We start from the raw sequence: 13,606 nt of genomic DNA, 5'->3' as shown, positions 1-13,606 counted from the left end.
CGGAGTCAACCACGAGTCTGCCCGAATGGCAACCGCATGACACCGGCAGTTGCGGATCAGTTCCGGCCCGCGCGGGTGTGGCCGGGCTCAGCGGATCTCGAAGCCCTCGTAGCCGGGGCCCACGGCCGTCCAGATCTCGGTGACGCCGCTGACCTCGCCCGGGGTTCCCGGGCCGCGCAGCAGGTCCAGCAGCAGTTCGCAGTCGGCGGCCAGTCCCTCGGCGACCACCTGCACCCGGCCGTCCCCGAGGTTGCTCGCGTAGCCGGTCAGGCCGGTCTCCAGCGCCCGTGCCCTGGTCCACCAGCGGAACCCGACCTGCTGGACCTTCCCCCGGACCCAGGCGGTCACCCGGACCGGTTCCTCACTGTGGGCGTCGCGACCGTGCATGCCCCGAGCCTAAGGCGTGTCCGGCGGTCACAGCTCCACGGGGCCGTCGACCACGCGGAGCGGCCCCGCCGGAGGAAGTCCGGCGGGGCCGCAGGGGTGTCGCGGTGGGGCTCAGCGGGTCACCAGTCGCCGCCGCCGAAGTCGCCGCCGCCACCGAAGTCCCCGCCACCGAAGCCGCCGCCGTCGCCGAAGCCACCGCTGAAGTCGGAGGAGTTGAAGTCGGCGCCGGTGAAGTCGCCGCCCTCGTGCTGGTCCTGGTAGCCCTGGTCCATCATCGGCGCCGCGGCGTAGGCCGGGCTGCTGATCATCGAGCCGAGCATGGTGCCGACCAGCAGGCCCGGCAGCAGGCCGCCGCCGAATCCGCCGAAGTAGCCGCCCGCCCAGGGGGCGTAGGCCGGGCCGGCGTTCCAGTACGGCTGCGGGCCGTGCTCGGTCTCGACGGTGCGGATGGCCGGGTCGAGGCCGGCGGCCAGCCGGTCCGCGTCGGACCGGCAGACCGGGACGGTGCGGGCGGCGCCGTCGGCCGGGGCCCAGTCGACGTCCTTGACCGACGGGCCGTGGCGCGGGTCGAAGAAGCACGGGGGACGGCGCTCGGGCACCGGGCGCTTCTCCCGCCGGGCGGCCAGGGTGGCCAGCGCGAACCGGCCGTCCTCCAGCGCCTCGGTGACCGGCTTGACGTCGTCCGGCCGCTTGGCCTCGTCCATCAGCCGCTTGGCCTTCTCGTACGAGTCCAGGGCGTGGGTGTAGTCGGTGCGCTGGGTGTCGTCGGCGTCGGTCGCGGCCGGGTTGAAGTCGAGCCGGTCCAGTTCCTCGCCGAAGGCGGTGATGTCCTCGTCGACCACCCGGCGCAGCTGCTCCAGCTCGGCCCGGGCCTGCTCCTCCTTGCGCGCCTTGGCGCGGCGGAAGAGGAGGAAGACGCCGGCGCCGGCCAGCGCGAGCAGCACGACCGGGATGACCACCCAGGCGATCGAGGTGCTGTGGTTCACCCCGGTGCCCTTGGCCTGCGGGGCGGCGCTGTCGACGAACTCGTTCAGGGTGGCGTCGATGTCGCCGTTGTGGGAGCGGAAGGCGGCGCCGGCGATCCGCTCGGCGCTGCCCTGCGACATCGCGCCGCGGTCGGCCTTGGCCGCGAACTGGTCACCGCGCCAGACCGCGTAGGCACCGTCGATGCCGACCTTGGTGCGCAGGTCGTTGAAGACGGTCCGCTCGCCGTAGGGGGCGCTGGCCGGGACGACCGCGACGAAGATCGGCTTGTCGGCCTTCTTGATCTTCTCGGTCAGGGCGTCGGCCTGGCTCTGGCTGAATCGGCTGGTCATCGCCGGGTCGACGTAGACCCGACCCTGCTTCAAGGTGGAGGCCGCGTCGTCCAGCCCGCCCGCGGCCGAGGCCGTCGGTGCGAGCAGGAGCAGCAGCCCCAGCAGCGCCGCCACCAGGGCAAGCGGCCCGGCGCCCCGGGAACGTCGTGCAAGGGTTCTCATGCCCTCGACGCTACCCTGACGGGCGTCAAGGCACGGCATACCCTTCGCATACTGGTAGTGACAAGATTCCCCGCCGACCGCCGGGGCCGCACCCCTCCTCGGGGATGATGTTTCCCCCACTCGCCCCTGACGCGGGCGGTGCGCGGGAACCGCGGCCGGCGCCCGGACGTACGTCCCGGCGGGCCCAGGGTGTTCCGGGCGGTGCGCCGACCGTACCGCGCGGACGGGCATAGTGGTCCCGGACCACTGGTCCCATTACCTGTTCTTGACCCATCTCCCGATCGGAGCACCCGGTGATCATCGGCCTCGTCACCGCCGTGGCGGCATCCGCCTGCTACGGCACCGGCTCAGTCCTCCAGGCCGTCGGATCCCGCCGCTCCGCGCGCGAGGAGGCCGCCAAGGGCGCCTCCGGCGCCACCACCGAGCACGGCGGGCCGAGCCTGTCCTCCACCGCGAAGGCTGCCGTCACCTGGGAGTTCATCGTCGGCACGGTGCTCGACCTGATCGGCTTCGGGCTGGGCGCGCTGGCCGCGCGGCTGCTGCCGCTGTTCCTCTCGCAGACCATCATCAGCGCCAACCTGGTGATCACCGCGGTGCTGAGCATCAAGCTGCTCGGCATCCGGCTCAAGCAGCTGGAGTGGGCCTCGATCGGCGTGCTCTGCTCGGCGCTGGTGCTGCTGGCCGTCTCGGCCGGCCCGGAGGGCGGCCACCACGCGTCGATGGCCTTCCACTGGGGCCTGCTGCTGGTCACCACCGTGCTGCTGGTCGGCGGCGGCCTGCTGGTGCGGCGGATGGGCTCCAAGGGCGCGATCGTCGCCGGTCTGCTCTCCGGCCTGGGCTTCGGCGCGCTGGGCGTCGGCGTGCGCATCCTGAACGGCATCGACCCGTTCGACCTCGCCAAGCTGCTCTCCGACCCGGCGCTGTACGCGATCCTGGTCGGCGGCATCGGCGGCATGTACGTGCACACCGTGGCGCTGCAGATCGGCTCGGTGAACGGCGCGACGGCAGCGCTGGTGGTCGGAGAGACGGTGCTGCCCGGCGCGATCGGCGTGCTCTGGCTCGGCGACTCCTCCAAGTCCGGCCTGGGCTGGCTCGGCGTGGTCGGCTTCCTGCTCGCGGTGGTGTCCGCGGTCGGGGTCGCCTACTTCGGCCAGGACACCCACGGCTCCCCCGGCGAGGCGGCGGCCGACCAGCCGGAACTCGCCAAGCACTGAGCTCCCCGGCCCCCGCTCCCTGCCCCTGCTGTCAGCCCCCGCTGCGGACCCGCGGCACCCGCTGGCAGCGGGGGCAGAAGTAGCTGGAGCGGTTCATCCAGGCGGCCCGCCGGATCGGGGTGCCGCAGCGGCGGCAGGGCTCGTGCTCGCGGCCGTACGCGTCGAGGTCGCGGGAGAAGTAGCCGCTCTCGCCGTTCACGTTGACGTACAGGCTGTCGAAGCTGGTGCCGCCGACGGCGAGCGCCGCCGTCATCACCTCGCGGGCGTTCGCCAGCAGTTCGGCGGCCTGCGGGCGGGTGAGCGTCGCGGTCGGGCGGTCGTAGTGCAGCCGGGAGCGCCAGAGCGCCTCGTCGGCGTAGATGTTGCCGACCCCGCTGATCAGCGTCTGGTCGAGCAGCGCCCGCTTCACGGTGGTGCGCTTGGCCCGCAGCGCGGCCGCGAAGGCGGCGTCGTCGAAGCGCGGGTCGAGCGGGTCGCGGGCGATGTGCGCGATGGAGAGCGGCGTGCCCTCCGGGTCGCCGTCCTCGGCCTCCTCGACCGCGAGGGCGCCGAAGGTCCGCTGGTCGACGAAGCGCAGTTCGCGCCCGCCGTCGGCGAACCGCAGCCGCACCCGCAGGTGCGTCTCGTCGGGTACGGACGGGTCCTGGACGAGGAGTTGGCCGCTCATGCCGAGGTGGCCGATCAGCGAGAAGCCCGCGCCGGACCCCGCCAGCGGCACCCACAGGTACTTGCCGCGCCGCTGCGCGGTGCCGAGGGTGGTGCCGGTCAGCCGGGCGGTGAAGTCGGCGGCGCCGGCGGGCTGGCGGCGCACCGCGCGCGGGTGCAGCACCTGGACGTCGGCGACGGTCCGCCCGGCGACCCAGTTCGCCAGACCGCGGCGGACGACCTCGACCTCGGGAAGTTCGGGCACGGGAACAGGCCTCCTGCGGAAGGGATCAGCAGGAGGAAGGCTACTGCTCCCTCACGCCCCGGCGGGCAGCCGGTCGGCGTACTTCTCCTTGATCGCCCGCCAGGCGCTCTCGGCGGCCTTCTGCTCGGCCTCCTTCTTCGAACGGCCGACGCCGCTGCCGAAGTCCTCGCCGGCCACCCGGGCCGCCGCGGTGAAGGTCTTCTCGTGGTCCGGACCGGACTCCATGACCACGTACTCGGGCACCCCGATGCCCACCGAGGCGGTGAGCTCCTGGAGGCTGGTCTTCCAGTCCAGGCCTGCGCCCAGCTGGGAGGACTCCTCGATCAGCGGGTCGAACAGCCGGTGGACGAACTCGGTGGCCGCGTCCAGACCCTGGTCCAGGTAGACGGCTCCGATCACGGCCTCGACCGTGTCGGCGAGGATCGACGACTTGTCGCGGCCGCCGGTGCCCTCCTCGCCCTTGCCGAGCCGGATGAACGTGCCGAGTTCCAGGCCCCGGCCGACGTCCGCGAGCGCGCGGGAGTTCACCACCGCGGCGCGCAGCTTGGCGAGCGTGCCCTCCGGCACGTCCGGGTGGACGCGGTAGAGGGTGTCGGTCACCACGAGGCCCAGCACCGAGTCGCCGAGGAACTCCAGGCGCTCGTTGGTGGGCAGGCCCCCGTTCTCGTACGCGTACGAGCGGTGGGTCAGGGCACGCACCAGAAGGGCGCGCTCGAGTGTGTACCCGAGGCGCCCTTCCAGGACGTCGTATTCGGTCGAAGCCGGCCCACCGGCCCTGCCACCGCCCAAAGAGGAACCCTTCGGGGCGGAGGACGCCTTGCGGGTGGAGTTACCGTCCGACATCGATCCGTGCACCCCGCCGATCAGACCGAGAGGACCTGGCGACGGTTGTACGTGCCGCAGCTCGGGCACGCGATGTGACCCAGCTTCGGCTCGTGGCAGCGGTCGCACGCCACGAGGGCCGGAACAACGGCCTTCCAGTTGGACCGACGGTGGCGCGTGTTGCTGCGCGACATCTTCCGCTTCGGAACAGCCACGGCTACTTCTCCTGGTTCTCGGCGAGACCCTCACGGGTGTCGCTGTTCTTGATCCCGTCACCCTCGTCGCCGGGGGCGGCGGAGAGTCCCTGCAGAGCCGCCCACCGGGGGTCGGCGGCGTCGTGGTGGTGCGTCGGGTCGTCGCTCAGGCGCGCTCCGCATTCGGAGCACAGGCCCAGGCAGTCTTCCTGGCACACCGGCTGCAGCGGCAGTGCGAGCACCACCGCGTCACGCAGCACCGGCTGGAGGTCGAAGAAGTCGCCCTCCAGACGGTAAGTATCTTCTTCCGAGTCCTCGTCGAGGTCCTCGGCCCCGGCGGTCCGGGCGCGGTGACGCTCGTCGGACTCCGGGTAGTAGTACAGCTCCTGGAAGTCGACGTCGAGGTCGTCCTCGACGGGCTCCAGGCACCGGGCGCACTCGCCCTCGACCTGGGCCTCGGCGGTGCCGGTGACCAGCACGCCCTCGACCACGGACTCCAGGCGGAGCTCCAGCCGGAGCTCGCTCTTCTCGGGGACGCCGATCACGTCGATGATCCCCAGGCCCGCGGGGGCCTCCAGGGTGCGGGACACCTTGCGCAGCGAGCCCGGGCGACGTCCCAGCTCGTGCGTGTCGAACACGAGGGGGTCGCGGTGGTCGAGGCGGTTCAAGGTGTCCTGACTTCCATGGGGAATCTTCGATCGCGGTGCCTCCGCACCAACGGTGCGCGGGCAAGCCGACAGTCCGACACGAAAAGGCCGGAGTGGTCAGCCTACCGGAGTCTCCCGCCAGGCCCAACTTCGCTCCCGTCAGGAGCTTGCGCCGGGCCCGAGCGGAGCCGGCTCAGCGGCCGCCCAGCTCCCGGAGCCGGGTCATGTCGATCATGCTGGTGTCGAAGAAGCTGGTCTCGTCCAGGCCCGGCTGCTGCTGCTGTTGCTGTTGCGGCACGGCCGGCGGGGCGGCGGGCTGCTGCGGGTAGGTGTAGGCGTCGTACTGCTGCGCGCCGTAACCCGGCTGCTGCTGGTGCGGATAGCCGTAGTCCCCGTGCTGCTGCTGGGCCGCGTAGTCCGGCTGCTGCTGCGGGTAGCCGTCCGCGGCGCCCTGCTGCTGGTGCCCCCACTGGGCACCGTACGGGTCGCCCTGGCCGGCCGGGTCGTAGCCGCCGGCGTACACCTCGGCGTACTGCCCCTGCTGCTGCCCGCCCTGCTGCTGGGCGGCCGCGTACTGGTCGACGCCGGGGGCCTGCCAGCCCGCCGCGGCCGGGGTCTGCTCCGGCCAGGTCTGCTGCTGCTGCGGGACGTCCTCGCGATACCAGGCGATGTCGTCGCCGTTGGCGTCGCCGTCCGTGGCGAAGCCGGCGGCCACCGCCTCGGCCCGCTCCTTGGCCTGCTGCGCCTCGTCGGCGGCGGCCAGGTAGGCGCCCAGCTCGTCGATCGGCCGCTTGCCGAGCAGCTTGTCGCGGCCCTTGCCGACCGCCTCCAGGGTGGCGCTGAGGACGTTCTCCAGCGTGGCGAGCTTCACATCGACGTACTCGTCGACCTCGGGGCTGGGGGTGATCCGCTGCGGCTGGAACTCCTCGCCGTCCGTCTCGCCGTCGAAGTCGGTCTCGAAGACGCTGGAGTCACCGCGCAGCTTGGTCCGGCCGCGGCCGACGGCGCCGAGCGTCTTGGTCAGCACGACCTCGAAGTTGGCGAGCTTGCTGTCCACGTAGTCGTCGGCCTCGGCGCGCTTGGCCTCGACCTCGCCACGGGCCTCGGCGAGGATCCGGTCGGCCTCGGCCTGGGCCCGGCGGACCACCTCGGTGTCCGAGATCAGCGAGCCGCGCTCGGCGTGTGCACCCTGGATGATCCGGTCGGCCTCGGCCTGGGCCCCGGCCACCACCTGCTCGTGGTCGGCCATCATCGACTGGGCCTGGGCGAGTTCGGCGGGCAGCTCCGCCTTGAGGGCGTTGAGCAGGCCGACCAGCTCGGCCCGGTTCACCACGCAGGAGGCCGACATCGGCATCGAGCGGGCGTTCTCGACCGCCGCGACGATCTCGTCGACCTTGTTCTGCACGTCCACGGGGCTTCGTCTTTCCGTGTGCCGCCGACGGTCCGGCGGAGGCAGGCCCGACGCGGTGAACCTCACCGCAGGGGCAGGAATACAGACTGTACGGCCACCGCGCGGCGAGGTCACAACGCCCGAGCCGAACCGGTCGACCGGGCAGCGGACAAGTCATGACGAACCGGCAGAAACGGACGGCCGCCCCGCGGCCACCGACGCTCCCGGCTACTGCTGGGCCTTGCGCTCCGCGATCCGCTCGACCAGCCGCCGGTGCACCGTCTCCGGCAGCAGGTGGGAGACGTCCCCGCCGTACGAGGCGACCTCCTTGACCAGCGTCGAGGAGAGGAAGCTGTACGTCGGGGAGGTCGGCACGAACAGCGTCTCCACCCCGGACAGGCCGTGGTTCATCTGGGCCATCTGCAACTCGTAGTCGAAGTCGCTGACCGCGCGCAGGCCCTTGATGATCGCGGGAATCCCGCGCTCCCGGCAGAAGTCCACCAGCAGGCCGTGGTACGACTCGACCACCACGTTCCCGAAGTCCGCGGTGACCTCCTCGATCAGGCCGATCCGCTCCTCGACGCTGAACATGCCCTGCTTGTTGCGGTTGATCAGGACCGTGATGTGCACGACGTCGTACAGCTTCGAGGCCCGCCCGATGATGTCGAGATGACCGTTGGTGATCGGGTCGAACGAACCGGGACAGACGGCGCGGCGCATGGCGTGGGTGCTCCCTCGGGGGGTGACGGCTGCTGCGGGCCTCGGCCCGCTACTCGTGCTGGCTGGTCTCGGCGGCGGCGCGACCGTACCAGAGCGTGCCCTCGCCGTAGCGGCGCGAGCGCAGCACCTCGAAGCCCTCGGGCCAGCCGAACTCGCCGCCACGGGTGCTGCGCTCCACGGTGACGAGTGCGTCCTCCGCGAGCCAGCCCCCGGCCAGGAGTGTGATCAGCATCTCGCGCAGCTCGTCGTCCGTCACGGCGTACGGCGGATCGAGGAAGACCAGGTCGTACGGGGTCTGCGGGGGCGGGCCCGCGAGCACCTGCTCGGCCCTGGTGGCCTTCACCTCCACGCCGGGCAGGCCGATCGTGCGGACGTTCTCCCGGATCACCCGGGCCGCCTGGCCGTCCGCCTCGACCAGCAGGACGTGCTCGGCGCCGCGCGACAGCGCCTCCAGGCCGACCGCGCCCGATCCGCCGAACAGGTCGAGCATCCGGGCCCCGTGCAGGGTGCCGCGCAGCGCCTCCAGGGTGGAGAACATCGCCTCACGGGCCTTGTCGGAGGTCGGGCGGGTGCCCCGGCCTGGCGGTACGGCCAGCCGGCGGCCGCCGGCCAGCCCGGCGATCACGCGGGTCATGGTGGGGGAAGGTCCTTTCGTCGCTGCCCGACCACGCTATACGGGTCGAGGCCCCACCGACGGATCGGTGGGGCCTCGGGGTCACGGCTCAGCTCGCCCCGGAGACCGTCCCGGCCGGCCCCGGGGCGCCTCTCAGCTCGCCTCGGAGCCCGCCGGCGGGACCGGGGCGGCCGCGCCGAGCAGCGCCGGCGAGGCGTAGCGGGACCAGGACAGGCAGCCGTCGGGCGGGCAGAACTCGGGGCGGCGCGGGTCGTGCCCGAGCTCGCGCAGCTTGGTGCGGACGGAGTCGGGGGTGCGGCCGAAGCGGGCGGCGATCCGGGCGATGGTCTCGCCGTCGTGGAAGCGCCGGACCAGCTCCTCCTCGTGCTGCGGGACCCAGGGGGCGCCGTGGCCGGGGTACAGCTCGCGCAGCACGTCGCGGTCGGGGATGGGCTCGGAGACGTCGGCGACGATCGCCAGCGCCCGCAGCGCGCGGTTGAGCGCGATCCGCAGCGAGGCGACGTCCTCGACCGGCAGGCGGAGCTTGCCCGAGGCGAGCGGCTGGGCGGCCGCCCCCTCGCGCCAGCCGGTCAGGGTGAGGGTGACCTCGCGGTCGTCGTCGCTGGCGAGTTCGATCCGGAAGACCTTGTCGCCCAGCGGGAGCTCGTTGAGATGACGGAATGCCATGGCAGGACCCCCAAATGTCGTGCCAGGTACGCACCTTGGGGGTGCGCCCTGAACACCTTCATTCTCTCGCGGGGGTCTGACAATTCCGGGGCCGGCGGCGGCCGCTCAGCCCTTCTCCATGTAGGCCGCGCGGTCCTCGTCGAGCAGGCTCTCCAGCGCGGTGCGCAGCTCCGGGTGGGCGGCCAGCTCGCGGTCCTCGGCGACCAGCCGGGTGGCCTCCGTCCGGGCGGTGAGGATGACCTCCTCGTCCTCCAGCACCGAGAGCACCTTGAGCGAGGACTTCACCCCGGACTGCGCCTGGCCCAGCACGTCGCCCTCGCGGCGCTGTTCGAGGTCGATCCGGGACAGCTCGAAGCCGTCCAGGGTGCCGGCCACCGCGTCCAGCCGGGCCCGGGCGGCGCTGCCCGCGGGCATGTCGCTGACCAGCAGGCACAGGCCCGCGGCGCTGCCGCGGCCGACCCGGCCGCGCAGCTGGTGGAGCTGGGAGACGCCGAAGCGGTCGGCGTCCATGATGACCATCGCGGTCGAGTTGGGGACGTTGACGCCGACCTCGATGACGGTGGTGGCGACCAGCACGTCCACCTCGCCGGCCGTGAACCGGCGCATCACCTCGTCCTTGGCCTCCGGGGCCAGCCGGCCGTGCAGGATCTCCACCCGCAGGCCCTGCAACGGCCCCTCGACCAGCTTCCCGGCGGTCTCCACCACCGAGAGCGGGGGCCGCCGTTCGTCGCTCCCGACACCGGCGTCGGCGACGTCCTCCAGGTCCTCCTCGGCCGCCTTCCGCTTCTTCTTCGGCTCGGCGGCGGGCTCCTCGTCCCCGATCCGGGGGCAGACCACGTACGCCTGGTGGCCCTTGGCGACCTCCTCGCGCACGCGCTCCCAGGCCCGGGTGAGGAAGTTGGGCTTCTCCAGCGCGGGGACGACGTGGGTGGAGATCGGCGAGCGGCCGGCCGGCAGCTGGTCGAGGACGGAGGTCTCCAAGTCCCCGAAGACGGTCATCGCGACGGTGCGCGGGATCGGGGTGGCGGTCATCACCAGCAGGTGCGGCGGCTGTTCGCCCTTGGCGCGCAGGGCGTCCCGCTGTTCGACGCCGAAGCGGTGCTGCTCGTCGACCACGACCAGGCCGAGGTCCTGGAACTGGACCTTGTCCTCGATCAGCGCGTGGGTGCCGATGGCGATGCCCGCGTCGCCGCAGGCCATGTCGAGCAGCGCCTGGCGGCGGGCCGGGACGCCCATGGAGCCGGTCAGCAGCACCACCCGGGTGCCGAGGTCGGAGCCGCCGAGCATGCCGCCCTCCGCCAGGTCTCCCATCATCTCGACGATCGAGCGGTGGTGCTGCTGGGCCAGCACCTCGGTGGGCGCGAGCAGCACCGCCTGGCCGTCCGCGTCGACCACAGCGAGCATGGCGCGCAGCGCGACCAGGGTCTTGCCGGAGCCGACCTCGCCCTGGAGCAGCCGGTGCATCGGGTGCTCGCTCGCGAGGTCGGCGGCGATCTCGGCGGACACCTTCTGCTGGCCCTCGGTGAGGGTGAACGGCAGCCGGGCGTCGAAGGCGTCCAGCAGGCCGCCCGCGCGGGCCCGGCGCGGGACGGCGGGCAGCGCGGACTCGGCGGCCCGGCGCTGGGCCAGGGCGACCTGGAGGACGAAGGCCTCGTCCCAGCGCAGCCGGCTCTGGGCGAGCTCGCGGTCGGCCTGGCCTCGTGGGCGGTGGATCAGCTCCAGCGCCTCGGGCAGCGGGATCAGCCCGTGCCGCTCGCGCAGTTCGGCGGGCAGCGGCTCGCCGACGTCGCCCAGGTGCTTGGTGAGGGCCGTCTCGATGCAGATCGACAGCTTCCAGCTGGGCATCTGCGCGCTGGCGCCGTAGACCGGGATGAGCCGGCCGGCGAACTGCCGGGCGGCGTCCGACCCGGCCTCCTCGTCGAGCAGCTGGTAGTCCGGCGAGACCAGCTGGCGGCTGCGGTTGAAGACGCCGACCTTGCCCGCGAACAGGCCCTGGGCGCCGGACTTGAGCTCCTTCTGCCGCCAGCCCTGGTTGAAGAAGACCAGCGAGAGCCGGCTGCGGCCGTCGGTGACGACGACCTCCAGCCGGTCGCCCTTGCGGCCGCGGAACGGGATCAGGGTGACCTTCTCGATCCGAGCCAGCACGGTGACGTGCTCGTCGATCTCCAGCTCGTCCAGGCTGGTGAGCTGGCCGCGTTCGACGTAGCGGCGCGGATAGTGGTGCAGCAGGTCCCCGACCGTGCGCAGCTTGAGGCTGTCGGCGAGCACCTTCGCGGTGCGGTCGCCGACGAGTTTGGTCAGTGGTTCATCGAGAGCGCCCATCAGGCCCCTGTCTACACCACGGGGCCGACATTCCGGGCCCCGCGGCGTGCCCTACTCCACCCCGATGAGCAGCGGCGCGGACTCCTGGCCGCCGTGGAAGACCACCGCGTCGACCTCGGGCCGCCGGTGCCGGGCGTGCGCCACCAGGCGGTTGGCGAGCGCCTCGTCGGCGCCCTCGCCGAGGACCAGGGTGACGAGTTCGCCGCCCGCGCCGAGCATCCGGTCCAGCACGCTCGCCCCGACCTCGGCCAGCCCGGTGCCGATCACCGCGACGTCGCCGTCGATCAGGCCGAGCACGTCCCCGGCCTGGCAGACCCCGGCCATCGTCCAGGACTCCCCCTCGGCCACGGCGAGTTCGGCGTACCGGGTGGCGCCGGCCGCGGAGGTCATGGCGACCACGTCCTCGTCGAAGCGGCGGCCGCCCTCGTGCACCGCGAGCGCCGCCAGGCCCTGCACCGGCGAGCGGGTCGGCAGCACGGCGATCCGCACGCCCTCCTCGCGCAGCTGGTCGGCGGCGGCCCCGGCCGCGGCGCGCAGTTCGGGGTCGTTGAGCAGCAGGACGACCTCGCGGGCGGCCGAGCGGCGTACGGCGGCGGCGAGTTCGGCACTGGCCGGCGGGCGGTCCGGGTCGGCGTGCAGGGCGACGGCGCCGGCCTGCTCGCACAGCTCGGCCAGCCCCCCGCCGGACACCACGCAGAGCACCGCGCGGGCCCGTTCCCGGCGTTCGCCGCGCTCGGCGGCGCTGCCGGCCCGGGCGGCGGCCTCGGCGAAGTGCGTGATCCGGATCTGGTGCGGCCGCCCGGCCTCGACCCCGGCCTCGACGGCGGCGCCCGCGTCGTCCACGTGGACGTGCACGTTCCACAGGCCGTCGCCGCCGCCGACCACCAGGGAGTCGCCGAGCGCTCCGAGCCGCTCGCGCAGCGCGGGCAGGGCCTCGTCGGGCGCGTCGAGCAGGTAGATCACCTCGAACGCGGGGTGGCCGGGGCCCGGCGGCCTCAGGTGCACCGCGCAGCTCTCGACCGCCCGGACGTCCCCGCGCAGTGCGACCGGGCCCATCGGCTGCTGCCCGGCGACGGCGTCGGCGAGCGCGCCGAGCACAGCGACCAGGCCGCGCCCGCCGGCGTCCACGACCCCGTTCTCGGCCAGCACGGCGAGCTGTTCGGGGGTATGCCGCAGCGCGTCCCGGGCGGCCCGGTAGGCGGTGTCGGCGACCTGCGCGAGCCCGTCCCCGGCCCGGACGGCCTCCCGGGCGGCAACCCGGGCGACGGTCAGCAGGGTTCCCTCGACGGGCTCCGCGACGGCCTGGTAGGCGGAGTCGGCGGCCCGTTGCAGGGCGGCCCGCAGCTGGTCGGCGCCGCCGCCCTCGGCGAGCGTCTCGGCGGTGCCGCGCAGCCACTGGGCGAGGATCACCCCGGAGTTGCCGCGGGCGCCGACCAGCGCGCCGCGGGCCATCGCCCGCGCGGTGTCGGCCAGACCGGGGGCCGGGTCGGCGGCGGGGTCGGCGAAGCGGCTCTCCACCTCGGCGGCGGCGGACTCGACGGTCAGGTAGAGGTTGGTGCCGGTGTCGCCGTCCGGGACGGGATAGACGTTGAGCGCGTCGATCTCCTCGCGGGCCTGGCCGAGCGCACGCAGGGCGAGCTGGCACCAGGTGCGCACCGCCGGGGCGTCGAGCGTGTGCAGCACCAGGTCTCCTCCGGGTGGGACGCCGCGACGGCCTGCGGGGCAGCAGCACGGCCAAGGCCGCGGCGAGGGGTGATACCGGCAGGTTATCGGGGGCCGGGGAGGGTCGCCCGGACCGGCGACCGGAGCGATCACCCTGCCGGACATGGTAGTTTCGTTGAACCGGAACAGGCGTTGTATGCTCTTCCGGTTGCCTGGAACAATCCAGGCTCACCCCTCGGTCCGGTCAGGTTCACGCGAGTGCTCCGCTGGTCCAGCGGGGTTGTCGAACGTAAATGATCTGAAGTCTTGGAGTGACTCCTGTGGCTGCCAACTGCGACGTCTGCGGCAAGGGGCCGGGCTTCGGCAACAGCATCTCCCACTCGCACCGCCGTACCCCCCGTCGTTGGAACCCCAACATTCAGACGGTGCGCGCTGTGATTGGGCGGACGCCGAAGCGGCTCAACGTCTGCACCTCGTGCATCAAGGCCGGTAAGGTCTCGCGCTGACGCGCAGACCGGCATGCCGGTCCTCCAGTGAAGCCGGTTCATCCTCGGATGAAC

At 73.0% G+C, this 13,606-nt stretch carries 14 protein-coding genes; 2 read left to right on the top strand and 12 right to left on the bottom strand.

What is annotated here, in order from left to right:
- Nucleotides 1-87 precede the first annotated feature (87 nt).
- Nucleotides 88-387 carry an acylphosphatase gene (locus ACFV61_RS15825; protein ID WP_063347690.1) on the bottom strand — a complete coding sequence of 100 codons (300 nt, stop codon included), beginning with the start codon at nucleotides 385-387 and terminating at the stop codon, nucleotides 88-90.
- A 119-nt stretch (nucleotides 388-506) separates the two neighbouring features.
- A complete protein-coding gene (locus ACFV61_RS15820; protein WP_380492109.1) occupies nucleotides 507-1,865 on the bottom strand; it encodes a hypothetical protein in 1,359 nt (452 codons plus the stop codon).
- 293 nt (nucleotides 1,866-2,158) lie between these two features.
- On the opposite strand from ACFV61_RS15820, the gene ACFV61_RS15815 reads away from it, so the two are divergent.
- Entirely contained in the window at nucleotides 2,159-3,079 is a 921-nt protein-coding gene (locus ACFV61_RS15815; RefSeq protein ID WP_063347692.1) for a hypothetical protein, read from the top strand.
- Between the two features lie 31 nt (nucleotides 3,080-3,110).
- Here the strand turns inward: ACFV61_RS15815 and mutM are convergent, their stop codons facing one another.
- The 10 genes from mutM to ACFV61_RS15765 form a co-directional block, all read right to left on the bottom strand.
- Nucleotides 3,111-3,989: a bifunctional DNA-formamidopyrimidine glycosylase/DNA-(apurinic or apyrimidinic site) lyase gene (mutM, locus tag ACFV61_RS15810; RefSeq protein WP_380376625.1), complete on the bottom strand. Its 879-nt coding sequence runs from the start codon at nucleotides 3,987-3,989 to the stop codon at nucleotides 3,111-3,113.
- 51 nt (nucleotides 3,990-4,040) lie between these two features.
- Nucleotides 4,041-4,832 (bottom strand): ribonuclease III, encoded by a 792-nt coding sequence (rnc, locus tag ACFV61_RS15805; RefSeq protein ID WP_079135603.1) that lies wholly within the window; start codon nucleotides 4,830-4,832, stop codon nucleotides 4,041-4,043.
- 20 nt (nucleotides 4,833-4,852) lie between these two features.
- Nucleotides 4,853-5,026, bottom strand: coding sequence for a 50S ribosomal protein L32 (gene rpmF / locus ACFV61_RS15800; protein WP_030056747.1), 174 nt, complete (start codon nucleotides 5,024-5,026; stop codon nucleotides 4,853-4,855).
- Between the two features lie 2 nt (nucleotides 5,027-5,028).
- On the bottom strand, nucleotides 5,029-5,673 hold the full coding sequence (locus tag ACFV61_RS15795; RefSeq protein WP_063347695.1) for a DUF177 domain-containing protein: 645 nt from the start codon (nucleotides 5,671-5,673) through the stop codon (nucleotides 5,029-5,031).
- 172 nt (nucleotides 5,674-5,845) lie between these two features.
- On the bottom strand, nucleotides 5,846-7,063 hold the full coding sequence (locus ACFV61_RS15790; protein ID WP_380492107.1) for a cell division initiation protein: 1,218 nt from the start codon (nucleotides 7,061-7,063) through the stop codon (nucleotides 5,846-5,848).
- A gap of 207 nt (nucleotides 7,064-7,270) precedes the next feature.
- Nucleotides 7,271-7,762, bottom strand: a complete 492-nt coding sequence (coaD, locus tag ACFV61_RS15785) for a pantetheine-phosphate adenylyltransferase (protein ID WP_063347697.1) — start codon at nucleotides 7,760-7,762, stop codon at nucleotides 7,271-7,273.
- Nucleotides 7,763-7,811: 49 nt separating this feature from the next.
- The gene (gene rsmD, locus ACFV61_RS15780) at nucleotides 7,812-8,396 is read right to left on the bottom strand and encodes a 16S rRNA (guanine(966)-N(2))-methyltransferase RsmD (RefSeq protein WP_063347698.1); all 585 of its coding nucleotides are present in this window, start codon (nucleotides 8,394-8,396) and stop codon (nucleotides 7,812-7,814) included.
- 132 nt (nucleotides 8,397-8,528) lie between these two features.
- A complete protein-coding gene (locus ACFV61_RS15775; protein WP_063347699.1) occupies nucleotides 8,529-9,062 on the bottom strand; it encodes a hypothetical protein in 534 nt (177 codons plus the stop codon).
- Between the two features lie 105 nt (nucleotides 9,063-9,167).
- The gene (gene recG, locus ACFV61_RS15770) at nucleotides 9,168-11,384 is read right to left on the bottom strand and encodes an ATP-dependent DNA helicase RecG (protein WP_380492105.1); all 2,217 of its coding nucleotides are present in this window, start codon (nucleotides 11,382-11,384) and stop codon (nucleotides 9,168-9,170) included.
- A gap of 51 nt (nucleotides 11,385-11,435) precedes the next feature.
- Nucleotides 11,436-13,067 (bottom strand): DAK2 domain-containing protein, encoded by a 1,632-nt coding sequence (locus ACFV61_RS15765; protein ID WP_380492103.1) that lies wholly within the window; start codon nucleotides 13,065-13,067, stop codon nucleotides 11,436-11,438.
- Between the two features lie 299 nt (nucleotides 13,068-13,366).
- Here ACFV61_RS15765 and rpmB point away from each other — a divergent pair, with 299 nt between their 5' ends.
- Complete coding sequence (rpmB, locus tag ACFV61_RS15760) at nucleotides 13,367-13,552, top strand: 50S ribosomal protein L28 (RefSeq protein WP_014138233.1); 186 nt, start codon at nucleotides 13,367-13,369, stop codon at nucleotides 13,550-13,552.
- The last annotated feature ends 54 nt before the right edge of the window (nucleotides 13,553-13,606 follow it).

The sequence above is a fragment of the Kitasatospora sp. NPDC059817 genome (genome assembly GCF_042731835.1).
Classification (GTDB): domain Bacteria; phylum Actinomycetota; class Actinomycetes; order Streptomycetales; family Streptomycetaceae; genus Kitasatospora.
This window is presented reverse-complemented; position numbering and strand designations above follow the sequence as displayed.